The organism is Paraburkholderia pallida, assembly GCF_004524855.1.
Taxonomy (GTDB): Bacteria; Pseudomonadota; Gammaproteobacteria; order Burkholderiales; family Burkholderiaceae; genus Paraburkholderia; species Paraburkholderia oxyphila.
The window spans coordinates 1,469,893-1,492,769 of record NZ_CP038150.1; the positions used below are offsets into that span (position 1 = coordinate 1,469,893).

At 65.3% G+C, this 22,877-nt stretch carries 14 protein-coding genes and 1 pseudogene; 9 read left to right on the top strand and 6 right to left on the bottom strand.

Going from position 1 to position 22,877, the window contains the following annotated elements; all coding sequences use genetic code 11:
• Positions 1-8 precede the first annotated feature (8 nt).
• The gene (locus E1956_RS33070) at positions 9-2,516 is read left to right on the top strand and encodes a glycogen/starch/alpha-glucan phosphorylase (RefSeq protein WP_134757131.1); all 2,508 of its coding nucleotides are present in this window, start codon (positions 9-11) and stop codon (positions 2,514-2,516) included.
• A 55-nt stretch (positions 2,517-2,571) separates the two neighbouring features.
• Here E1956_RS33070 and E1956_RS33075 read toward each other — a convergent pair whose 3' ends face one another.
• On the bottom strand, positions 2,572-3,246 hold the full coding sequence (locus E1956_RS33075) for an HAD family hydrolase (protein WP_134757133.1): 675 nt from the start codon (positions 3,244-3,246) through the stop codon (positions 2,572-2,574).
• 85 nt (positions 3,247-3,331) lie between these two features.
• Positions 3,332-4,327: pseudogene (locus E1956_RS33080) on the bottom strand (glucokinase); the annotation flags it as partial.
• A gap of 240 nt (positions 4,328-4,567) precedes the next feature.
• Here E1956_RS33080 and fucP point away from each other — a divergent pair.
• Positions 4,568-5,878: an L-fucose:H+ symporter permease gene (fucP, locus tag E1956_RS33085; RefSeq protein WP_134757944.1), complete on the top strand. Its 1,311-nt coding sequence runs from the start codon at positions 4,568-4,570 to the stop codon at positions 5,876-5,878.
• Positions 5,879-5,881: 3 nt separating this feature from the next.
• Here fucP and E1956_RS33090 read toward each other — a convergent pair whose 3' ends face one another.
• Positions 5,882-6,616, bottom strand: coding sequence for a TetR/AcrR family transcriptional regulator (locus E1956_RS33090; protein ID WP_134757135.1), 735 nt, complete (start codon positions 6,614-6,616; stop codon positions 5,882-5,884).
• 92 nt (positions 6,617-6,708) lie between these two features.
• Positions 6,709-8,265 carry an ATP-binding protein gene (locus E1956_RS33095; protein WP_167760193.1) on the bottom strand — a complete coding sequence of 519 codons (1,557 nt, stop codon included), beginning with the start codon at positions 8,263-8,265 and terminating at the stop codon, positions 6,709-6,711.
• A 374-nt stretch (positions 8,266-8,639) separates the two neighbouring features.
• Here E1956_RS33095 and E1956_RS33100 point away from each other — a divergent pair, with 374 nt between their 5' ends.
• Genes E1956_RS33100 through E1956_RS33115 form a run of 4 tightly spaced genes read left to right on the top strand, consistent with a single transcriptional unit; the run spans position 8,640 to position 18,114 of the window.
• Positions 8,640-9,320 carry a response regulator transcription factor gene (locus tag E1956_RS33100; RefSeq protein WP_134757139.1) on the top strand — a complete coding sequence of 227 codons (681 nt, stop codon included), beginning with the start codon at positions 8,640-8,642 and terminating at the stop codon, positions 9,318-9,320.
• A 25-nt stretch (positions 9,321-9,345) separates the two neighbouring features.
• On the top strand, positions 9,346-14,379 hold the full coding sequence (locus E1956_RS33105; protein ID WP_232071948.1) for an AAA family ATPase: 5,034 nt from the start codon (positions 9,346-9,348) through the stop codon (positions 14,377-14,379).
• A 43-nt stretch (positions 14,380-14,422) separates the two neighbouring features.
• Positions 14,423-16,963 (top strand): hybrid sensor histidine kinase/response regulator, encoded by a 2,541-nt coding sequence (locus tag E1956_RS33110; RefSeq protein ID WP_232071950.1) that lies wholly within the window; start codon positions 14,423-14,425, stop codon positions 16,961-16,963.
• A 5-nt stretch (positions 16,964-16,968) separates the two neighbouring features.
• A complete protein-coding gene (locus E1956_RS33115; RefSeq protein ID WP_134757143.1) occupies positions 16,969-18,114 on the top strand; it encodes an ATP-binding response regulator in 1,146 nt (381 codons plus the stop codon).
• Between the two features lie 25 nt (positions 18,115-18,139).
• Here E1956_RS33115 and E1956_RS33120 read toward each other — a convergent pair whose 3' ends face one another.
• Both E1956_RS33120 and E1956_RS33125 read right to left on the bottom strand, forming a co-directional pair.
• Positions 18,140-19,105, bottom strand: a complete 966-nt coding sequence (locus E1956_RS33120) for a LysR family transcriptional regulator (RefSeq protein ID WP_134757145.1) — start codon at positions 19,103-19,105, stop codon at positions 18,140-18,142.
• Between the two features lie 32 nt (positions 19,106-19,137).
• On the bottom strand, positions 19,138-19,449 hold the full coding sequence (locus tag E1956_RS33125) for a ubiquitin carboxyl-terminal hydrolase 14 (RefSeq protein WP_134757147.1): 312 nt from the start codon (positions 19,447-19,449) through the stop codon (positions 19,138-19,140).
• 244 nt (positions 19,450-19,693) lie between these two features.
• Between E1956_RS33125 and E1956_RS33130 the strand changes: the two genes are divergently transcribed.
• From E1956_RS33130 to E1956_RS33140, 3 genes are all read left to right on the top strand, one after another.
• On the top strand, positions 19,694-20,977 hold the full coding sequence (locus tag E1956_RS33130) for an NAD(P)/FAD-dependent oxidoreductase (RefSeq protein ID WP_134757149.1): 1,284 nt from the start codon (positions 19,694-19,696) through the stop codon (positions 20,975-20,977).
• 134 nt (positions 20,978-21,111) lie between these two features.
• Complete coding sequence (locus tag E1956_RS33135) at positions 21,112-22,296, top strand: alpha/beta hydrolase family protein (protein ID WP_134757151.1); 1,185 nt, start codon at positions 21,112-21,114, stop codon at positions 22,294-22,296.
• Between the two features lie 63 nt (positions 22,297-22,359).
• A complete protein-coding gene (locus E1956_RS33140; RefSeq protein ID WP_134757153.1) occupies positions 22,360-22,695 on the top strand; it encodes a hypothetical protein in 336 nt (111 codons plus the stop codon).
• The last annotated feature ends 182 nt before the right edge of the window (positions 22,696-22,877 follow it).

Sequence of the window (22,877 nt, forward strand, 5' to 3'; positions counted from 1 at the left end):
GAGGCATTGTGAGCACTACCCCGACACCCGGCGCGGACCCGTGCGCCGAGCCCGCGCGCAGCGGCCTGGGCATCGACGCGCTGCGGCGCGGCGTGCTCGACAATCTGGTCTGCCTGCAGGCCCGCACGCCGGGCATCGCAACGCCGCAAGACTGGTACATGGCGCTGGCCTACAGCGTGCGTGACCGCATGCTGGCGCGCTGGGCGGCGACGATCCAGACCTATGCGGCACGCGATTTGCGCGTGGCGTGCTACCTCTCCGCCGAGTTCCTGATCGGACCGCAACTGGGCAACAATCTCATCAATCTCGGGATCGAGGACAACGCGCGCGCCGCCATGCGCGCGCTCGGCCAGGATCTCGACGAACTGCTCGCGCTCGAAGAAGAGCCGGGGCTCGGAAATGGCGGCCTCGGCAGGCTCGCGGCCTGTTATCTGGATTCGCTCGCGACGCTCGAGATTCCGTCCGTGGGCTACGGCATCCGCTATGAGTTCGGGATCTTCAATCAGGTCATCCGCGATGGCTGGCAGGTCGAAGTCACCGACCTCTGGCTGCAAAACGGCAATCCCTGGGAGATCGTGCGCCCGAACGTGAACTACTACGTCTCGTTCGGCGGGCGTACGGAAATGTGGCACGACGAGCAGGGGCGCCTTCGCGTGCGCTGGCTGCCCGCGCGCATGGTCAAGGGCGTGGCGTGCGATACGCCCATGCCCGGCTTTCGGGTCAATACCTGCAACACGCTGCGTCTGTGGAAGAGCGAGGCGATCGAGTCCTTCGATCTGCAGGACTTCAACGCCGGCGACTACTACCAGGCCGTGCAGGAAAAGGTGATCTCCGAAACGCTGTCCAAGGTCTTGTATCCGAATGACGAGCCCGAAGCCGGCAAGCGCTTGCGCCTTGCGCAGCAATACTTCTTCGTCTCGTGCTCGCTGCAGGACATGCTGCGTCTGCTCGATCTCAAGGGCGAACCCATTGCGCGTTTCGCCGACATGTTCACCGCGCAACTGAACGATACGCATCCGGCCATCGCCGTTGCGGAATTGATGCGCCTGCTCGTGGACGAGCGGCTGCTCCCCTGGGACGAGGCATGGGACATCACGCGCCGCACGCTCGCGTATACGAACCACACGCTCCTGCCTGAAGCCCTGGAGACGTGGGGGCTGCCGCTCTTCAGCCGGTTGCTGCCGCGTCCGCTCGAGATCATCTACGAGATCAATCGCCGCTTTATCGACGAGGTGCGGCAGACCTTTCCCGGCGACGAGGCGCGTGTGGCGCGCATGTCGATCATCGACGAAGCGGGCGAGAAAAAAGTGCGCATGGCCAATTTGTCGACCGTCGGCTGCCACGCGGTGAACGGCGTGGCCGCGCTGCATTCCACGCTCCTCACGCAGACCGTGCTGCGCGACTTCGCGCAGATGTGGCCCGAACGTTTCCACAACGTCACGAACGGCGTCACGCCGCGCCGCTTCATGCTGCTCGGCAATCCGGGCCTTGCCCGGCTGCTCGACGAAACGGTGGGCGAGGGCTGGGTCACCGACCTCACGCGGCTGCGGAAGCTCGAGGCGCATCTCGACGATCCGGCGTTTCTGGAACAGTGGCGTGCGGTCAAGCGTGCGAACAAAGCGGTGCTGGCGGAGCGGATTCGTCACGTCACGAATGTCATCGTCGATCCCGACACGCTGTTCGACATTCAGGTCAAGCGTATTCACGAGTACAAGCGGCAGCATCTGAACGCGCTTTACATCATCACGCTTTACCAGCGTCTGCGCCGCAATCTCGAGCAAGGCAGCGTGCCGCGCTGCTTTATCTTTGGCGGCAAGGCGGCGCCTGGCTACACCATGGCGAAACTGATGATCCGACTGATCACGGGCATCGCCGAAGTCGTGAATAACGATCCCGTCACCGAGGGCAGGCTCAAGGTCGTGTTCTATCCCGACTTCAATGTCAAGAACGCGCAATGCATCTATCCCGCCGCGGATCTGTCCGAGCAGATTTCAACGGCCGGCAAGGAAGCGTCCGGCACCGGCAACATGAAATTCATGATGAACGGGGCGCTCACGATCGGCACGCTGGATGGCGCCAATGTCGAGATCCGCGAAGAAGTGGGGGATGAAAACTTTTTTCTGTTCGGCCTGACCGCGGAACAGGTGGAACGCGTCAAACGCGAAGGCTATCGGCCCGCGCATTATGTCGAAGGCAATGCGGAACTGCGCGAGGTGTTGGACCTGATTGCCGGCGGCCACTTTTCGCGTGGCGACTCGCAGGTGTTTCGTCCGCTCGTCGAGAACCTGCTGCACGCCGATCCCTTCCTCGTGCTCGCCGATTACGCCGACTATGTGGCGTGTCAGGCGCGCGTGAGCGAGGCCTGGACAGACGCGGCGCGCTGGACGCGCATGTCGATTCTCAACACGGCGCGCTCGGGGAAGTTCTCGTCGGATCGCGCGATTGGTGAATACTGCGAACGGATCTGGAACATCGATCCCGTAAGCATTGGCCTTGATCGCGAAAGCGCGGAGTGACACCGCCGCAGCGATGCTCGCTGGCCGGCGAGCGAGCGCTCGCCGCTTGATGCGTTCACGCGCGAAGCGCTTCTATGCCGAACCACGTGGGCACGCACGCCATCGCCTGATCGAGACTTTGAAGCATCGTCATGCTCACGCCGATGACCTCTTGCGTCGGCGGCTTCAGGTCGGGCACCGTCACGACGCGTATCCCCGCGCGATGTGCGGCAAGCACGCCGTTCTCACTGTCTTCAAACGCGAGGCAATCGCCCGGCGATTTCCCCAGACGCGAAGCCGCAAGCTCATAGACGGCCGGATCGGGCTTGCCGCGGGCGACTTCATCGCCCCCTGCAATCGCATCGAAGAAGTCGAGCACGCCAACGCGTGCAAGCCGCGCCCGAATCTCCTGCCCGCCCGATGACGACGCCACGGCGCAGGGGATACCGGCATGGGTCAGCGCGCTCAGCAGGCCATGGACGCCCGTCTTCAGTGGGTACACCGGCGGATTCGCTGGAGAGTGCAAGCGCTCGCGAACGCGCACGAGCGCTTCCTGAAAGAGCGGCTCGGCGCCGATCATTTTGGCCAGCATCGCGTGGCACTCGGGCAGCGACCTGCCGATGATCTCGGCATAGTCGACAGGGCGGATCTGCACCCCAATTTCTTGCGCGACGGCGATCCACGTGTTCATGATCGTTCGCTCCGAATCGATCAGTAGCCCGTCCATGTCGAAGATTGCAGCAGAGAACATAGTCAAAGAATCGAAGTGCTTGAGTTAGCTGCCACTATAGCCGCACGACGGAGCGCCATGTGGTCAATTACGACGGGAATCTGCCTTGCCGCGCAAGGATCGCCGACACGCCGAGGAACGCCGGATAGTCGGCGGTGATGACATAGGTGGGCACGTTCGCGAGCCAGGCGTCGAAGCGGCCCTTGGCCTCGAAGCGCTGGCGAAACGACGAGCGCATGAATAGCTCGCCGAGTTTTGGCACAACCCCGCCGCCGAGGTAAATGCCGCCCTGCGCGATGAGCGTCACCGCGAGGTTGCCCGCGAAGCTGCCGAGCATGCCGCAGAAGCATTCGACGGTCTCCGCCGCGAGCGCCTCGCCGTCGTGCGCGCGCTTGACGATTTCGGCCGGGTCGATGGTCGCGGCCAGCTTCTTCTCGTCGCGCGCGGCGAGCGCACGATAGATCAGCTCGATGCCGGGGCCCGCGCACACGCGCTCGAACGACACGTGCGGCCACTGCTTGCGCGCGAACTGCAGCACGATGTCCTCGCGCTCGTCCTGCGGCGAGAAGCTCGCGTGGCCGCCTTCGCTGGCGAGCGCGATCCAGTGGCCGTCGGCGGGAATCAGGCCCGAGACGCCGAGGCCCGTGCCCGGCCCGAGCAGGCCGATCACGCTGTTCTGGCGGCGCTGCCCGCCGCCCACCTGGGTGCGCTGCGTGTCGGTCAAGCCCGGCAGCGCCATCGCGAGCGCGGTGAAGTCGTTCACGACCAGCAGCGTGTCGAAGCCGAGCGCGCGGCGCGTGGCCTCGATCGAAAAGGTCCAGTCGTGATTGGTCATGCGCACCTGGTCGCCGTCGACCGGGTTGGCGATGGCGATGGCCGCGTGGTTCACGCGGCCGACCTTCGTGTCCTGCAAGTACTGCTGGATGACCTTGGCGACGCCCGGATAGCCGGCGCACGGATACACGCGCACCTGACCGATCGCGCCCGGGCCCGTCTCCAGCGCGAAGCGCGCGTTGGTTCCGCCGATGTCGGCGAGCAGCCGTGGTCCGTCGGCGTGCGGGCCCGCGCCAGGGGCGGGATTGTCAGGTGCATCAGAAGACATCGAGTCTCACTCCTTCGTCGTTCGCCAGCTATGAAATGGCGTTGTCCCGTTCAATCCCTTGCTTCGAGGCGGCAGGTGCCGCGCAGCCTTGATGGCTGCGTAGTGAAAGGCAAAATAAGATTGACACTGCGATGTAGTTTAACTACAGTCGAGCGCCATGAACAGGACCGAGGCGAAGAAAAGCTGAGCGATGCCGCTCACCTGACCATTCGCCCCCCAGGAGACAAGACTGTGGCCGATATGATTTCAAGCAGCGCGCGCGCTGGCAGCCGCCGCCCGGCAATGGCGCGCAGCTACACGACCCCGCTGGTTATTCTGACTTCACTGTTTTTCATGTGGGGTTTCATTACTTCGCTCAACGACATCCTGATTCCGCATCTGCGCGCCGTCTTTACGCTCAGCTACGTGCAGTCGATGTTGATTCAGTTCTGCTTCTTCGGCGCATACCTGATCATGTCGTTTCCCGCAGGCTTCCTGGTCGAGCGGCTTGGATACAAGGCGGGCATCATCCTCGGCCTGTCCACAGCGGGGACCGGCTGTCTGCTTTTCTACCCCGCCGCGGAGCACGTGTCGTATCCGTTCTTTCTGGGCGCGCTGTTCGTGCTCGCCTCGGGCATCACGCTGCTGCAAGTGGCGGCCAATCCCTATGTCGCGATCCTCGGGGCGCCCGAGCTGGCATCGAGCCGCCTCAACCTGACCCAGGCCTTCAATTCGCTGGGCACCGCACTCGCGCCGTTTTTCGGCTCGGCGTTGATTCTCTCGGTGGCCATCAAGACGTCCGAGGAGTTGCAGAAGTTGAATCCCTCGGAACTGGCCTCCTATGGCGTCTCGCAGGCCAGTGCGGTGCAAGCCCCTTATATCGCGCTGGCGGTGGTGTTCTACGTGCTGGCTTTCGCGATTGCGATGCTGAAGCTGCCGACGATCGCCGAGCCCGAAGCGCCGGCTGAGGTGTCAGAGGCCCATGGCGTCTATCGTGCCCACACGAACGTCTGGGGCTATCGCCACCTGGTGCTGGGCGCGCTCGGCATCTTCCTGTACGTGGGGGCCGAGGTCAGTATCGGCAGCTTCCTCGTGAACTTCATGGGACAGCCGCAGATTGCCGGCCTGCGCGAGGAAATGGCGGCCCGATATCTGTCGCTCTACTGGGGCGGTGCGATGGTGGGGCGCTTCGTCGGCTCGGCATTGCTGAGCCGGATTCGCCCCGGCTACTTGCTGGCCTTCAATGCGGTCGTGGTCGGCGCGCTGCTCGTGATCGCCATGCTGGCATCGGGCGCGATGGCGATGTGGGCCGTGCTCGCGATCGGCCTGTTCAATTCGATCATGTTCCCGACGATCTTCACGCTCGCGATCGACGGGCTGGGCAAGCATACGAGTGAAGGCTCGGGGATCCTGTGCATGGCGATCGTGGGCGGTGCGATCGTCCCGCTCATCCAGGGCTTCATGGCCGACCACATCGGCATACAGCTTTCGTTCTGCGTGCCGGTCGTGTGCTACCTGTATATCGCCTGGTTCGGGCTGAAAGGTCACTACGCCGACTTTGCGGCCCGCTGAGCATCAGGAGGCGCGCGATTTTGCGGCTGAATTGCGCGCGGCGGGCGCCAGCACGTTCTTGAGCGCGGCGGGCGAGCCGTTGAGGAAGGCATCGACCTGCAGCGCCACATGCGCGTCCAGATCCTTCGGCACCGGCAGGCCGTATACCCATTTACGCACGCCGATATAAAAGATGCTCGCGTGCAAGCTCCAGATCAGTTCGAGCTCGGCTTCCTTCGCGGCGGTCGTTGAAGGTATCGGGAGACCATAGGCATCGCGTATTTCCGCCATGACCGGGCGGAAGATGCGCTCCCGCAATTTGTCCAGATAACGCCGGTTGATGCCCTCGCGCGTGAGGCCCGCAAAGATGAAAGTGCGAATCCATTCGCGTTGCAGGATCACGTGAGAATAGGCCGTGTAGAGCGCGCAAAGACGTTCTCGCAGCGGCACACTGCGGTCGGTGATCAGCCGCTCCCAGGCCGGATCCCACCGGTAGACCTCGCTATAGACGCGATCGATGAGGGCTTCCTTGCTGGGGAAATAGCGGTATAGCAGCGGCTGCGTGACGCCGATCTGCTTGGCGAGCTCGCGCGTGCTGCCCGAGAAGCCATGCGTTGCAAAATGCTCGATGGCCTTTTCGACGATTTGCTGCTCGCGCTCTTCGGGGGCCAGGCGCCGGGCCGTGGGCGGGGCGTCGGCGGGCGTGTCCTTTTTTCGCTCGGCCAGTGGCGAGGTTGCAGGGCGCTTCGGCGGTGGCATGCGGGGTCTCTTAGCGGGCGATAATGGTCGATCGATAAATTATAGGGGATCGGCGCATGAACGCGGGCCACGGGGCATCGGTGTTTACCCGCCTACACGCCCATCGCGGGAAGCGGCTGCGCGGCGCGCGCGAGCGGGCGTCTATCCAGCGCGGTCGCGCCGGTGGGCGGGGCGAGCAACTGTCCGCCGACGTAAAGCGCGTGGCGTTCGGCTATGACGCGAATTTCGCCGGCCGCGAGCAGCTTTTCACGGCCAAACGCACGTGCCGGCGCCGACAACGCGTATTGCAGCTCCGCCCGGTCGAATCGCATCTCGACCAGCGACTTGTCGACGAGCTCGCTGACACAGTCCATCACGGCCGTGCTGGAGAGCACCGCATCGCCCGCGATCTGGCAAGCGGCCACGCGAGAGAAGGGGCGGTCGAAGATGCAAAGGCGTCTAAATACGGTCTGCTCGCGATTGTTCAGGATATCGAAGCTCCAGTCGAGCGTGGAGCGCAGGTTCTGATGTCTGGGCTGTGCCGTTCTATAGCCGCTGCCGAGGTACAGCAAAGGCTCGTCGAGCCCCTGGCGGATCCCTTCGAGGCCGAGCACGGCGGCGCGGCTCGCAGCCAGCTCGAGGGCCAGCGGAACGCCTTCGAGGCGGCGGCAAATCTCCCTGACGACGCTCAGCCGCTCGCCGTTCATATCGACATGCTGACCATTCGAGAACAGCCGCCGCAGGAACAGGCGCACGGCGGCCGAGTACAGCGTGGTTTGCGCGTCGCTGTCCGCATCGGGGAGCGCCAGCGGGCCGACTCGGTAGACGACCTCGAAAGACACGCGCAAGCGGAACCGGCTCGTGACGAGCATCCGGACCTGGGAATGGACGGCACGGCTGATCGAGCCGACGATCTCGGCCACGTGCGCGCTGACATGCTCCGCGTTGTCGATCAGCAGCAGGCCCGGCATGGCGGCAAGCGTCTGCGCGAGACGCCGGACATCGGGCCCATCACGTTCGTCGAACTGGAGGCCGCAGCAGCGGGCGAATGCGCGGATCACGGCAGCGCGCGTGCAATGCTCGGCCAGCTCGACCACGCGGACCTCGAGCGCCTGCTCAGTGGCCAGCCGGTGCGCGACTTCCCGCGCAAGCGAGGTCTTGCCGATTCCGCCGGCGCCCACGAGCGTGAGCACACGCGTCGAGTCCATCAGCGCGCGAATTTCGGTGATCGCGGCTTCGCGGCCGATCAGGGCGTCATGAGCGAGCTGCGTGAGGCCGGGCATGGCCTCGGCTTCGCGCTGCGGGGCCGGGACCCGCGCGCTCGTGGCGTCACGGCGGGAGACGGCCAGTTGATAGCCGCGTCCGGGCACCGTCACGATCAGCTCGCGGTCGGCGCCCAAGGCCTTGCGGATCGCCGAAAGCTGAACGTGAATATTGTTCTCCTCGACGACCGTATTGGGCCAGACGGCCTCCATGAGCTCGCTTTTCGACACGAGCCTGCCGGCGGCCTGGGCGATGGTCGCGAGGACATCGAACGCGCGCGAACCGAGTTCGAGTGCTTCGCGGCCGCGGCGCAGGGCGCGCCCGCCGAGATCGACCTCGCATTCGCCAATCGGGATGATTTGCGCGTGGGAGGCGAACGTTGCGAAGTCGGCTGTCGCTTGATTCATGGCTGTCTCGTCCGACGTTAATCTGTGGGCAGTGCGCGCCAATGTGTTGTGGCTTGAGCGTTCTGGTCGCGCGGGCACGGTGTTGAAACGCATAATAGCCAGGCCGTGTTATCCCCCCGTTACCCGCAAATTAACTTTAGTTAATCTGCCGCTGCCGTAGTATCGCGGGGCGCGGCTTGGCAAGGGCCGGCGGGAGGAAAGCCGTATTGAAGCCCGGCGCCGAAGCGAACATTAATTAAATTTAATGAGCCGCGAAAAACGGATCGCGGTCTGCGGGCGGATAATTGGAGGCTATTTGCCAGGGGTGGGGGGACAGGGTGATATGCGCCGCGCTCCTTGCATATCGCGTAGGTCGGGAACCGTGAGCAGCTTAGATGAAGATCTTGTTAGTGGAAGACAACCAGCAGGTCGCCAGTTTCCTGAGGAAGGGACTCGCGGAGGCGGGGCACGTGGTTGACTTCGCCGATAACGGCCGCGACGGCATGTACCTGGCCATGGGCGGCGCCTATGACGCGATCATTCTCGACCGCATGCTGCCGGGCGGCGTAGACGGCCTGAGCATCGTGGCCGCGCTCAGGGCAACGGGGAGCAAGGTGCCGGTGCTGATCCTGAGCGCGCTCGACGCCGTGGACGAGCGCATTCGCGGGCTGAAGGCCGGGGGCGACGACTATGTCGTCAAGCCGTTCGCGTTCGGCGAAGTGCTCGCGCGGCTCGAAGTGCTGATGCGCCGCTCGCAGAGCGACACATTCGAGACCACGCTCAAGGTGGGCGACCTCTGCATCGACCTGCTCTCGCGCCGGGTGACGCGTGCCGGCAAGGCCATTGCCCTGAAGCCGCGCGAGTTCAAGCTGCTCGAATACATGATGCGGCATGCCGATCAGGTCGTGACGCGCACGATGCTGCTGGAGAATATCTGGGAATACCACTTCGACCCGCAGACCAATGTGATTGACGTGCACGTGAGCAAGCTGCGCCAGAAGATCGATGCGGGCTTTGACCGTTCGCTGCTGCGTACCGTGCGTAACGCCGGGTACATGCTGTCGGCCGACACTTGAGTTGCGATTGCTCGTGAAGCCGCGCATGGATACGACTGCCGCCATGAACCTCGAAGTATCGACCACTCAAACGCTCTGGGACGACGGCGCCTTCGTCCTTGCGCGGATCGCGACGCGGGACGCGGCGAAAACACGCCTCGCGGTGAGTCCTTCGGCCAGTCAGCCCTCCGCCGACGCCCTCGCCTGGCTCGAGCAAGCCTATGGGCTGCGCGCGCGGCTCGACAGCCCGCGCTTCACGCAGCCCATTGCGCTCTTGAGGGAGGAACGCCGCACGTCGCTGATCCTCGACGATCCAGGCGGCGTGGTCCTGTCCTCGATCGAGACGCAGAGCTTGCCGCTCGCTCAGGTGCTCACGCTCGCGGCAAGCATGGCGGGCGCGCTCGATGCCTTGCATCGGCGCGAGCTCATCCATCACGACATTCGGCCCGCTCATTGGCTGGTCAACCTGAAAGCCGGCTCGGCCGCGCTCACGGGCTTCGGCCTCGCGTCGTCCCTCGCGCCGGAAGGCAGCGAGATCGGCCAGCCCGTGCTGTTCGCGGACGCGCTGCCCTACGTCGCGCCCGAGCGCACCGGGCTCGTCAACCGGCGTGCCGATGCGCGCTCGGATCTGTATTCGCTCGGTGTCGTGATCTACCGGATGCTCAGCGGAAAGCTCCCCTGGCAGGCCAGCTCGGCGGCGGAATGGCTGCATTGCCATACCGCGAGGCGCCCCGTCCCGCTCAGCGAATATGTGCCGGCGATTGCCGCGCCGCTCGCCGCCATTGTCGAGCGGCTGCTCGCGAAAGCCGCCGAGGACCGCTACCAGAGCGCGCGTGGCGTCGAGCACGACTTGCGCCTGTGCGCCGAGGCATACCGGCGGCGCGGCCGCATCGAGCCATTTGCGCTCGGCGCGGCGGACGGCCTCGACCGCCTGCTGATTCCCGACCGGCTGTACGGGCGTGAGAAGGAACTGCAGACACTGACGAGCGTCTTCGAGCGGGTCGCGCGCGAGGGCTCAACCGAATTCGTCCTCGTGTCCGGCTATTCGGGCATCGGCAAATCGTCGCTCGTCGAGGACTTTCATCAGGCGATGTCCTGGGCCGGGGGCCGGTTTGCGTCGGGCAAATTCGACCAGTTCCAGCGCGACATTCCGTACGAGACGATCGCGCAGTGCATGCAGACGCTCGTCCAGCAGATCCTCGACGAAGGCGAGCCCGAGATCGGCAAATGGCGCGCGCGCATGCAGGACGCGGTGGGCGCGCACGGCCGTCTGGTGCTCGATCTGATTCCTGAGCTCGCGCTCGTGATCGGCCCGCAGCCCGACGTGCCGGACCTGCCGCCGCAGGAAGCGCAGACCCGCTTTGTCGCCGTGCTGACGCGATTCGTGGGTGCGTTCGCTCGTGCGGAGCAGCCGCTGGTGCTGTTCCTCGACGACCTCCAGTGGCTCGATTCGGGCACGGCGTCGGTCCTCGAGGCGCTGGCGAAAGGGCCGGACGTAAAGCATTTGATGCTGATCGGCGCCTGGCGCGACAACGAGGTCGACGCCACGCACCCATTGACGCGCGTGGTCGCCGCGATCCGCGCGGGGCAGGTCCGCGTTCATGAGTTGTTGCTGGCGCCGCTCGGCGAGCGCGACGTGGCGCGGCTCGTTCGCGACGCCACGCACGGCTTGATGGAGCAAACCGTGGAGCAAGCGGCGCAGCATGGCGCGCAGCTCGCGCGGGTCGTGTTCGACAAGACGGGCGGCAATCCTTTTTTCGCCGTGCAGTTTCTGCAGATTCTCGCCGACGAAGGCTACCTCGCCTTCGATCCGGCGCGCCGCGAATGGGCATGGAACGCGGACCGGATCGCGCGGCGCGGCTTTCCCGATAGCGTCGTCGACCTGATGGTCGGCAAGCTCGGCCGCCTGTCCGGATCGACGCGCGAGGCGCTCGCCGATTTCGCGTGCCTCGGCGCCAGTGTCGCGACCTCGGTGCTGGCGCGCGTGAGCGGCCAGCCGGCCGAGGCCGTCGACGCCGCGCTCGCGGAGGCGGCGGCGCAAGGCATCGTCTACCGGCGCGCCGATGGCTACGCGTTCGTGCATGACCGCATCCAGGAGGCCGCCTACGCGCTGATCACCGAGATGGCGCGCGCGGCAGCGCATTTGCGCATCGGGACGAGGCTCGATGGCGGCGATGGCGACCCGGCGCTGGCGCCCAATATCTTCGAGGTCGTCAATCAATACAATCGCGCGCTGCACGTGATCGGCGATAGCCAGGTGCGCATGCGCGTGGTCGCGCTCAACCTGCGCGCCGGCCGCCGTGCGCGCGCCTCCGCCGCCTATGGTTCCGCGCTCGCGTATCTGAGTGTCGGCAGCGACATGCTCGGCAGCGCGGCCTGGCAAACGCATTACAGCGAAAAATTCTCGCTCGAGCTCCTGCGCGCCGAATGCGAATTCCTCACGGGCAACGCCATGCAGGCCGAAGCGCGCCTGCGCGATCTTGCCGAACGCGCCAATACGATCCCCGACCGGGCGGCGGTGGCCTTTTTGCGCGTCACGCTGCATACGGCGCTCGACCAGATGCAGGCGGCGATCGATATCGGCCTCGGCTATCTGCGCCATGTGGGCGTCGAATGGGTCGCGCACCCGGCTCGCGAGGCCGCCAAGGCGGAATATGCGAGCCTGCTCGGCCGGCTTCAGCAACGGCCGATCGAGTCGCTCATCGAGCTGCCGCTGCTGCAAAACGAGGCGCTGGAGGCCACGCTCAACGTGTTGACCGCGGTCTTGCCGCCGGCCTTCTTTACGGACGAGAACCTCGTTTGCCTCGTGCTGGCCCGCATGGCGAACCTGAGTATCGAGCATGGCAACGCGGATGCCTCGTCGCTGGGCTTTGCCTACCTCGGCATGGTGGCCGGCCCGATTTTCGGCGACTACCGCGCGGGCTTCGAGTTCGGCCGGCTGGGGCTTGCGCTCGTGGACGAGCGCAAGCTGGCGCGCTTCAAGGCCCGCGTGTACATGTGCTTCGCCTATCACGTGATGCCCTGGACGCAGCCGATGCACGCGGGGCTGCCGCTCTTGCGGCGCGCCTTCGAGGCGGCGCAGCAAAGCGGGGACCTCACCTATATCGGCTTCAGCAGCTGCTGTCTGGTGACGAGCCTGCTGGCGGCGGGCGAGCCGCTGGCCGAGGCCGAGGACCAGGGCGTCGAGCGCCTGCGCGTCGTGCGGGCCGCGGGGTTCGGGCTGATCGTCGACATCATGACCGCGCAACTGTCCTTGATTCGCGGGCTGCGCGGCTTGCCGCCGTGGCTCGGCTCCGCCGAGGCCGATCACGCCGACGAGCGCGCGCTCGAACAGCATCTCGAAGGCAATCCGGCGCTCGCCATCGCGGCGTGCTGGTACTGGATCCGCAAGCAGGAGGCGCAGTATTTCGCGGGCGACTTCGCCGGCGCGCTGAAGTCGGGGGAGCGCGCCGCGCCCTTGCTATGGACGTCGTCGGGCCATTTCGAGCTGGCCGAATACCATTTCTTTGCCGCGCTCACGCGCCTGCAAAGCCATGACGCGCTGGCGCCGGACCTGCAGGCCGCCAACGAGGCGGCGCTGGCGGAGCACATCGAGAAGCTGCATGGCTGGGCCGGGCATGGCCCCGCGAACTTCTCCTCGCGTGCGGCCCTGGTGGACGCCGAACGGGCTCGCACGCAGTCGCGCGAGTTCGAGGCAATGCGCCTCTACGAACGCGCGATCGAGCAGGCCCGCGAGCAGCGGCTGCGGCATATCGAGGGACTCGCCAACGAGCTGGCCGCACGCTTCTACCTGGCGCGCGGGTTTGCGACCATCGGCATGGTTTATGTGCGCAATGCCCGGCAGGCTTACCTGAGCTGGGGGTGCATGGCCAAGGTCCGCGCGCTCGACGCGCGGCACCCCGAGCTGGCCGTGCAAGCCGCGGCGAGCGCGCCGCACGGCCCGGTGGCGCATCGACTGGATGCGGAGTCGGTCGTGCGGGCCTCGCAGGCGATCTCGAGCGAGCGCGTGCTCGAACGCCTCATGCATACGCTGATGTCCATCGTGCTCGAGCACGCGGGCGCGCGGCGTGCCGTGCTGATCCTGCCGCATGCGGAGCAACTGTGCATCGAGGCGGAGGCCAGCGCCGCGCGCGAGGGCAGTGCGGTCCAGGTCGGCCGCCGGCCGGGTTCGCCCGACGCCGTGCCGCTCGCGATGCTCCATCACAGCCTGCGCACGCACGAAGCGGTCCTCGTGGACGACGCCTCGATCGACAACCCGTTTGCCGCCGATGAGTACTTCATCGGCCGGCACGCGCGCTCGGTGCTGTGCCTGCCGCTCGTCAAGCAGACCCGTTTGATCGGCGCGCTGTATCTCGAGAACGAACTCGCGCCCGGCGTCTTCACGCCCTCGCGCATGGCGGTGCTCAAGCTGCTCGCCTCGCAGGCCGCGATCTCGATCGAGAATGCCAGCCTGGAAGAGATCGAGGCGCTGCTCGAAGAGAAAGAGGCGCTGCTGCATGAAGTGCATCATCGGGTCAAAAATAATCTGCAGTTGATCAGTAGCCTGCTCAGCTTGCAGGCGGCGCGCGTGGACGACGCCTCGGTGGCGGAGCTTTTCCTCGACAGCAGAAACCGCGTGCGCTCCATGGCGATGGTTCACGAGAACCTGTACCGGGCCGGCAATTTCGCCCGCATCGACATGGCGCCGCATATCCGCAATCTTTGCGCGCATCTCTCGCGCGCCTATGAGTTGAGCCGGCTCGACGTGTCGCTGGACGTGCACGTCGACGACGTGCAGCTCGACATGAATCGGGCGGTCGCGTGCGGGATGATCATCAACGAGCTCGTCTCGAACGCGTTGAAGCATGCGTTTCCGCAGGGGCGCAGCGGGCGGCTGCGTGTCGAGCTGGTGTCCAATGGCGAGCGCGCGTGCAGGTTGAGCGTGTCGGACGACGGTATCGGGCTGTCGCCCGAGTATTCGATCGAGCAGGCCGAATCGCTCGGACTGCAAATCGTTTCCGACCTCTCGCGCCAGCTCCACGCAACGATCGCCCTCGGCCGGGACAGCGGCACGAGTTTCGACATCCATTTCAAACTCTGAAAATCGGACAGGCTTGAACATGGCGCCGGCACGCATACTCATAGTGGAAGACGATCGGGTGGTCGCGCGCGACATCGCCCAGCAAATGGTGCGTTGCGGACACACGGTCGTGGGCAACGTCGCGAGCGGCGAAGAGGCGCTCGCCATGGCGTCGCGGGCGCTGCCCGACCTCGTCCTCATGGACGTGCGCCTCGAAGGCGAGCTCGACGGCATCGACGCGGCTCGCCAGTTGCGCGAGGTGCTCAATCTGCCCGTGGTGTTTCTCACGGCCTACGCGGACGAAGAGACGGTCCGGCGTGCGACCGTGACCGAGCCGTTCGGCTATCTGCTCAAGCCCTTCGACGACCAGCAACTGCGCACGGTCGTGGAGATGGCGCTGTACAAGCACGGCGCCGAGCGCCGCCTGCGCGAGAGCGAGCAACGCTATGCGGTCACGCTCGCGAGCATTGGCGACGGCGTGATTGCGACGGACTGCGATTCGCGCATCACGCTGATCAACCCCGTTGCCGCGGCGTTGACCGGCTGGACGCGCGAAGAGGCCGTGGGCCAGCCGCTCGACAAGGTGCTGGTGCTGATCGACGAGGACACGAATACGCCCCTCGGCGACGTGGGGGCCGCCGTCCTGCGCAATGTCATCCCGGCGGGCTCGCCCGCGCGGATCCGGCTGGTTGGCAGACAGGGCCGCGAAGTGCCGGTCGAGAACCGCGTGACGCCTATCGTCGACGAAACGGGGCAGGTGGTGGGCGTGGTGCTCGTGATCCGCGACGCCACCGAGGCGCGGCGCGCGGCCCAGGCGGAAATCCTGCGCGAAACCAACGAGCGGCTCGGCGTGGCGATGCGCGGATCGAACGTGGGCGTCTGGGAGCTGGAGGCGTCGAGCGTGGCGGGCCGCCAGGGAACGCTGCGCTGCTGGAATATCCGCGAATGGCTCGGCTACGGCGAGCATGCCGGCGCGAGCGGCTTCGACCGCTTCATGGAGCTGATCCACCCCGACGACCGCGACCGCTTTGACACGGCGTTCAAACGACACTGCACCGATGCCGGCGGCGTGTTCGAGGTCGAGCACCGCGTGTTGCACCGCGACGGCTCGTACCGTTGGGTGCTCACGCGCGGCACACCCCAGCGCAACGCGTTGGGCGCGCCCGTGCGCATGAGCGGCACGCTCGTGGACATTACCGAGCTCAAGCGCGTGGAGCAGGCCTTGCGCGCCAGCGAAGAGCGCTTTCGCGGCACCTTCGAGAATGCGGCAGTCGGGATCGCGCACTGCGGCGTCGATGGGCGCTTCTTGCGCGTGAATCAGCGCTATTGCGAGATCGTCGGCTATACCCGCGAGCAACTGCTGACGATGACGTTCAGGGACGTCACGGAGGAAGGCTTCGTGCCCGGCAGCGAGAGCCGGTTCAAGCAGCTGTTCGACAAGGAAATCGCGCACTACACCGAGGACAAGCTGCTGATCCGCGGCGACGGCTCGCGCGTGTGGGTCAACGTCTGCGTGGCGATGCAATGGGATTCCAGCGACCAGGTGCACCATACGATCGCGATCTTGCAGGACATCTCCGAGCGCAGGGCGCTCGAGGCCACGGTGCGCATCGCGCGCGACGAGGCGCAAGCCGCGAACAAGGCCAAGGATCAATTCCTCGCCCATATCAGCCACGAGCTCAGGACGCCGCTGAACGGCATTCTCGGCTACGCGCAGATCCTGCGCCGCGACGACGAACTCGCCACGCGCCAGCGCTCGCATGTGGCGGTCATCGAACAAAGCGGGACGCACCTCGTCACGCTGATCGACGACCTGCTCGAGTTTTCGCGCATCGGTGCGGGCCGGGTCGAGCTGCAACTGAGCGACGTCCTGCTCGCGCCGTTCCTCGAAATGCTGGCCGAGATGGTGGGCGTGCGCGCGCGGGAGAAAGGCCTCACGCAGACCTGCATGGTTTCGCCTTGCCTGCCGGGCATGATTCGAGTCGACGAAAAACGTCTGCGCCAGGTGTTGCTGAACCTGCTTTCGAATGCGGTGAAATTCACCGATGAAGGGCAAGTGACCTTCGCGGTGACGCAGGTCAGCCAGGGGACGTTGCGCTTCGAGGTGCGCGACACGGGCCTCGGTATCGCGCCCGATCAACTCGAGCGGGTTTTCCAGCCCTTCGAGCAGGCCGGCGACTCCGAACGGCGCAGCGCCGGGCTAGGGCTGGGGCTTTCCATCAGCCAGCAACTGGTCCGGCTCATGGGCAGCGAGATCCATGTGCAGAGCGAGTACGGGCGCGGCAGCCGGTTCTGGTTCGATCTCGACGTGCCCGGCGAATTCGCGGCGCAGGTGCTCGTGTGCGCAGACTCGACGCCGCAACCGGAGGGCGCAGGCGAACCGCAAGCCGCGGCGACGGTGGTCGTGCCGGGGCACGAGGACATGGCCTTGCTGCATCGCCTGGCGTTGCGAGGGCAGATGCGCGATGTCATGCGCCATGCCGACGCGCTGCTCGACGACGACGAGCGCTATCAGGCATTTGCATCGAGGGTGCGCCGGCTGGCGGAGAATTTCGAAACCCGTGAATTGCTCTCCTTCATCGAGCAACAATTGAATGGACGATAGTTGGCATGTCAGACGAGTTCGACAGTAATCCCCCGCTCGTTCTGGTCGTGGACGATACCGCCTCGAATCTGGGGCTGGTGGTCGACTTTCTGGAAGGCAACGGGCTGCGCATCTCCATCGCGCGCGACGGCGAGGAAGCGCTCGAACGCGCGGAGCTCGTGTGTCCGGACTTGATCCTGCTCGACGTGATGATGCCGGGCATCGACGGGTTCGAAGTGTGCCGCCGCTTGAAGCATCGTCCGGCCACGCGCGAGATTCCCGTGATCTTCATGACCTCGCTTTCGCGGACCGAAGACAAGACGGCGGGCTTCCACGTGGGCGGCATCGACTACGTGACCAAGCCGCTGCAAATGGAGGAACTGCTCGCGCGCGTCAAGACGCACCTGAAGCTGCGGCGCCTGCAGCAGGCGCTGCAAGCGCAGAATGTGCGCCTGCAGGAAGAAGTGCACAGCCGCGAAGTGGCGCAGGAAGCGTTGATCGAGATGATCAACAGCGTGCGCAACACATCGAATGCGATCGCGCACGATCTGCGCACGCCGCTCGCCGAGCTTCGCGCGAGGATGGAGGTGATGATCTTCGACCTGAAGAGGAAGGTCGATGGAGAGACGCTCGAACGGCTCGAAACCGCATTGACCGACATCGACCGCGTCATCGGCATTTTCAATGCGCTGCTGCGCCTCGCCGAAATCGATGCGGGCGTGCGCAAGGCCGGCTTCGTGACGAGCGATGTGGCCGATATCGTCGCGGAGGCCGTGGAGTTCTATCAGCCGCTGGCCGAGCTGCGTGGCCTCAGCTTGACGCTGGCTTGCGCGGACAGCCTGCCGGCGTGGGTGGATCCCTTGCTGATCGCGCAGGCCGTCGGCAATCTCATCGACAATGCCATCAAGTTCGCCCGGACCGAGATACTCGTCTCGGTGAGCGACCACGTCGGGCTGATCGAAGTCATCGTCGCGGACGATGGCCCAGGCGTGCCCGATTCGGAGAAGACCAAGGCGACCGAGCGCTTCTATCGCGGCGACGCGAGCCGCGGAACCCCGGGCGTCGGTCTGGGGCTCGCGCTCGTCAAAGGCGTGGCCACCTTGCATCGCGGCGAGCTCCGGCTGGAAGACAACCATCCGGGACTCGCCGTGAAGCTCACGCTGGCGCGCTAGGGCCGGTGAGTCGCTCGAACAGGATTTAAAGCACGGTTTCGGCTAAAGCGTCGTGCGCTTCGGCAGGGCTCGACGCGCGGCGCTTGCCCTGCAGCGAGGGGATCTCCGTGAACAGCGCCGTGAGCCACTCGACGAATATCCTGAGCTTCTGCGGCATATGGCGGTTGGGGGGATACAGGATCGAGACCGGCCGCGGCGCGACGTTGAAATCCTGCAAGACCTCTTGTAGCGTGCCGGCCTCCAGCATCGATTCGACGAGATAGAGCGACGTCTTGACGAGGCCGAGGCCCGCGAGCGCGCAGGCCGTTTGCGCGTCGGCGTCGTTGACGGCAACGGCGCCGCGCATCTGCACCGTGCGCAGCTTGCCGTCCACCAGATAGTCCCAGGCGCGGTGCCGCCCGGTATCGGATGAGATGTAGTGCACGGCGGTATGTTGCGCGAGGTCGTCGATCGTCGCCGGTATGCCGTGCTGCGCGAGATACGCGGGCGTGGCGCAGGTGCAGGTCGACATGCTGCCGATGCGCTTGGCGACCATGGCCGAATCCGCGAGCTCGCCCACACGCACGACGCAATCGACGCCTTCGCTGACGAGATCGATTTGCCGGTCGGTCATGCTGATCTCGATCGCGATCTCGGGATATCGCGCCACGAAATCGGGCAGCGCGGGAATCACGACCGGTTTCGCCATGGCGGGCGGCATGTTGACCTTCAGTTTCCCCTTGGGCGCGATCTTGGCGCGCGAGAGCGACGCTTCCATATCGTCGATCTCGCACAGCACGGCGATGCACCGTTGATAGTAGGCGCTGCCGTCTTCGGTGAGCGAGACGCGGCGCGTGGTGCGATTGAGCAGACGGCAGCGCAGGTGGTGCTCGAGTTGCACGAGCAGCGCGGAAACGCGTGGCGTGGTCAGGCCGGTCAGCTCGGCTGCACGCGTGAAGCTGCCGGTTTCGACAATGCGCGAGAAGACGCGCATCGAAAGCAAGGTATCCATGTACGGGCGCTGTCCCAGGCAGCGGGTTGAAACTAGTCTTTGGCTTCGTTGTGGGCCGGCCCGCCCGATGTCTGCGAGTCGATCTCACCCACGAGCTGGCTGTCCATGTAGCACCAGACCCAGTGCTCGCCAGGCTCGATCGAGCGCATGAGCGGATGGCCGGTTTCGTGAAAGTGCTTGCTGGCATGCCGGTTCGGAGAGGAGTCGCAGCAGCCGGCCTTTCCGCAAATCAGGCATAGGCGCAAATGGACCCAGCGTCCTCCGGACTTGACGCATTCTTCGCAGTAGTCCTTATCGGTGTGCAGGATGCGTGCTTGATCGAGATGAGAACAGGTCGTGGCCACCTTTGACTCCCGTGGTGAAGCATGGGCGAATGAACTGAAAGCCCATGCGTTCAGGCATGACAGGGCCATTCCATTATGCAGCGTTAGCGGCGTGCGAATCTTAATCGTTATTAATGGCAGGCATGAACGCTTCCTCTATGGGCCCCGACGCGCCACCATAGTGCGCAGCAGAGGGGCGAATCGCGGAACGGCCCCTCTGCGCCGGCAGCGCGACGAACGCGCCGCTGCCCATGAGGAGGCACTTATGGCTCAGTCGCAACACGTCAAGGTAATCGGGGCGCCGCATAGCCGCGAGGCCTACGAGATTCGCGACTTTCTGAAGCGCGGCGTGGTCGAGTACGAATGGTGCGAAATGACGCCCGACCGGGACTGCATGCGCGAGTTCGGTGTGGAGTCGCTGCGCGATATGCGCTTGCCAGTCGTGCTTTTTCCGGACGGCTCGTGCTTCCAGCAACCCACGCTGGCCGAGATCGCGGCGAAGCTGGGCTGGGTCACCCGGCCGCGCTTGCGCGAATACGATGTGTCGATCTACGGTGCGGGACCGGCTGGGCTCTCGGCTGCCGTGTATGCGGCATCGGAAGGCCTGAAGGCCGTCGTCATCGAGCGCAACGCGGTTGGCGGCCAGGCGGGAACGAGCTCGCTGATCGAAAACTATATGGGCTTTCCGCAGGGCATTCCCGGCGCGGAGCTTGCGGAGCGCGCGCGTCAGCAGGCGGTGAAATTCGGCATCGAGCTGCTGATGATGCGCGAAGGCGTTCATGCGACCTTCGCCGATGGCAAGATCCGCGTCGATCTCGCCGACGGCTCGCTCTTGTGCGCGAAATCGAATATCTGCGCGACGGGAATCGAATATCGGAGCCTCGGACTGCCGCACGAGGATAAATATCTGAACGCGGGCCTGTTTTACGGTGCGGGCGCGAGCGAGGCGCCCATGTGCGTCGGGCAACCGGTGTGCATCGTCGGCGGCGGCAACTCCGCGGGGCAAGCCGCCATGCACTTCGCGCAACACGCAAGCGTTGTCACGATGATCGTGCGAGGCGCGTCGCTGGCCGCCACCCTTTCGCAGTATTTGATCGAGCGTCTCGAGCGGGAAGCCAACGTCAAGGTCCGGTTCGAGTCATCGGTGAGCGCGCTGTATGGCGACGGCAAACTCGAGGCGATCGAGATTCAGTCGAAGAACGGCGAGCGCGAAGTGCTCAAGACCGGTCATCTGTTCGTCTGCATCGGCGGCTCGCCCAACACGGAGTGGGCGAAAGACACCCACATCATTCGCGACCCGAACGGCTATCTCGTCACCGGAAGCGACCTCTACGAGCATCCGGCGTTCGAAACCGTGTGGCCCCTCGAAAGACGGCCTTATTTTCTGGAGACCAGCGTGCCGGGCTCCTTCGCGGCGGGCGACGTGCGCGCCGGTTCGGTCAAACGGGTGGCCTCGGCCGTGGGCGAAGGCGCGATGGCCGTGACCTTCGTGCACAGGTATCTCGCCGAGAGCAGACCAATCGCTTCAGGATGCCTTAAGAACGATTAAGGCGCGATTGCGTCGCCGCTGCCGGATTTCCGAAAAGATCGGACTCGCTGGTAAGTGACGGGGCAATTCGGCTAAGGCGAGTCGTCCCCCGGAACTTAAGGTGTCACCTCGAATCGGCTTCCCCGGAGTGTTGAATGTTCCAGTATTTCCCCAACAACCACATGTGGTCGCTCGCCGTCATGCGTGCAGTCGCGAGCGGCGCGAATTTCGGCGAAATCGATTGGGCGTGCAGCGGATTGCATGAAGCGTCGGCGGTGGACCCGGACGGCGATATCGATGCCTGGTACCGGGCGTGGATGGGGCTGGGCGAGCAAGTGGAAGGGCAGGCGGCACAGGCCGCGCAGCGCGGCCATGACGTGAGCGCCCGCCATGCCTACATGCGCGCGGCGATCTACTACCAGTGGGCCGAAGCGTTTCTCGACCCCGACGACGCGCGCGCGCCGCAGGCGTTCGATCGCCACCTGACGACCTTCGCTCAGGGCGCGGCGCTCATGGAGCCGCGCGTCGAAGTGTTCGAATTGCCGTTCGAAGGCTCGTCGCTCACCGCCTACTTCGTGCCCGCGCGCGGCGTGCATGGCAAAGCGCCCGTCGTCGTCCTCACGGATGGCCTCGACGGCACCAAGGAAGAAATGTTCTATGTGGCGCAGGCGCTCGCCGAGCGCGGCATGGCCTGCCTCGCCTTTGACGGACCGGGCCAGGGCGCTACGCTGCGCTTGCACAAGCTTGCCGCGCGCCACGATTCCGAGGCCGCCGTGGGCGTGGTGTGCGACTACCTCGAAACGCGCGACGACATCGACGCGAGCCGCATCGGCCTGATTGGCGTGAGTCTCGGCGGCTACTATGCGCCGCGCGCGGCGGCGTTCGAAAAGCGCATCAAGGCGTGCGTGGCCTGGTCCGCGATCTACGACTATCACGCGAGCTGGGTGCGGCGCACGGGCTATACGCCCGGCGGCGCCGTGCGCGAGCCCGGTCGTGCCGCGCCGCGCGGCACGACCGGCAAGCATGTCCTGCGCATCATGGGCACGAGCGACTGGGACACGGCCTTCCACAAGCTCGAAGCGTTCCGGCTGGCGGGCGTGGCATCGCAGATCACCTGCAGCGTCTTGCTGGTGCATGGCGAGCGCGACATGCAGACAGCGGAAGCCGAAGTCAAGCAGCTGCTCGAGGAAATCGGCGCGAAAGACAAGACGCTGCGTATCTGGCGCGCGTCCGAAGGCGGCGCGTCCCACGTTCAACTCGACCGCCAGGAGCCGGCGCTCAGCGAGATCTGCGACTGGTTCGACGATCGCCTGACGCTGCGGCGCCAGCACGACCGGTAACCGGCAATCAGCCATCAACAAATCAACAACGCAGCACTCAACAATCAAGAAGGAGATCTGGACATGATTCGAAATCGCGTGGTCCCGGCCATGATGGCGGTGGTCGCAGTGGCCGGCTTGACGCTGGCCGGCGCACAAGTTGCCGTTGCACAGGAAGAGGCGCAAACCGCCACCGTGCCGACTAGTGCGTCGACACCCAAGCAGGTCCGCAAGGCGCAACGCAAGGCCGCGCGCAAGGCGGCGCGGGCCAAGAAGAACGCGGAATTGAGCACGCTCGAGAAGAACGGCTATCACATGTCGGGCGGCAAGCAGACCGACTATCCGGAGAATCTGGAGAGCGCCGAGCGCAAGGCGCATGCTGGCCAGGCCGGCACTGGCGCGGCGCCCGCGGGACAGTGACGCGCTGAGCCCGGCGCTGCCGGCCATCGCCTCCGGGGTCGGATCGTACGGCTTGTGGGCCAGTTTTATGCATACGTTTGCCTGGATGTTTCGGCCCTCCAATGAGCATTTCTACCGCTTTTCAGGGTTAACGAGGTTTTCATTGGGTCGGGACAGTCGGTATATTTGCATCACTTTATGCA

Excerpts from the sequence above, each read along its gene's own strand:
- E1956_RS33075 (WP_134757133.1), bottom strand. The coding sequence starts at position 3,246 with ATGTTCTCTGCTGCAATCTTCGACATGGACGGGCTACTGATCGATTCG.
- fucP (WP_134757944.1), top strand. The coding sequence starts at position 4,568 with ATGATTTCAAGCAGCGCGCGCGCTGGCAGCCGCCGCCCGGCAATGGCG.
- E1956_RS33090 (WP_134757135.1), bottom strand. The coding sequence starts at position 6,616 with ATGCCACCGCCGAAGCGCCCTGCAACCTCGCCACTGGCCGAGCGAAAA.
- E1956_RS33095 (WP_167760193.1), bottom strand. The coding sequence starts at position 8,265 with ATGAATCAAGCGACAGCCGACTTCGCAACGTTCGCCTCCCACGCGCAA.
- E1956_RS33100 (WP_134757139.1), top strand. The coding sequence starts at position 8,640 with ATGAAGATCTTGTTAGTGGAAGACAACCAGCAGGTCGCCAGTTTCCTG.
- E1956_RS33105 (WP_232071948.1), top strand. The coding sequence starts at position 9,346 with ATGGATACGACTGCCGCCATGAACCTCGAAGTATCGACCACTCAAACG.
- E1956_RS33115 (WP_134757143.1), top strand. The coding sequence starts at position 16,969 with ATGTCAGACGAGTTCGACAGTAATCCCCCGCTCGTTCTGGTCGTGGAC.
- E1956_RS33120 (WP_134757145.1), bottom strand. The coding sequence starts at position 19,105 with ATGGATACCTTGCTTTCGATGCGCGTCTTCTCGCGCATTGTCGAAACC.
- E1956_RS33130 (WP_134757149.1), top strand. The coding sequence starts at position 19,694 with ATGGCTCAGTCGCAACACGTCAAGGTAATCGGGGCGCCGCATAGCCGC.
- E1956_RS33135 (WP_134757151.1), top strand. The coding sequence starts at position 21,112 with ATGTTCCAGTATTTCCCCAACAACCACATGTGGTCGCTCGCCGTCATG.
- E1956_RS33140 (WP_134757153.1), top strand. The coding sequence starts at position 22,360 with ATGATTCGAAATCGCGTGGTCCCGGCCATGATGGCGGTGGTCGCAGTG.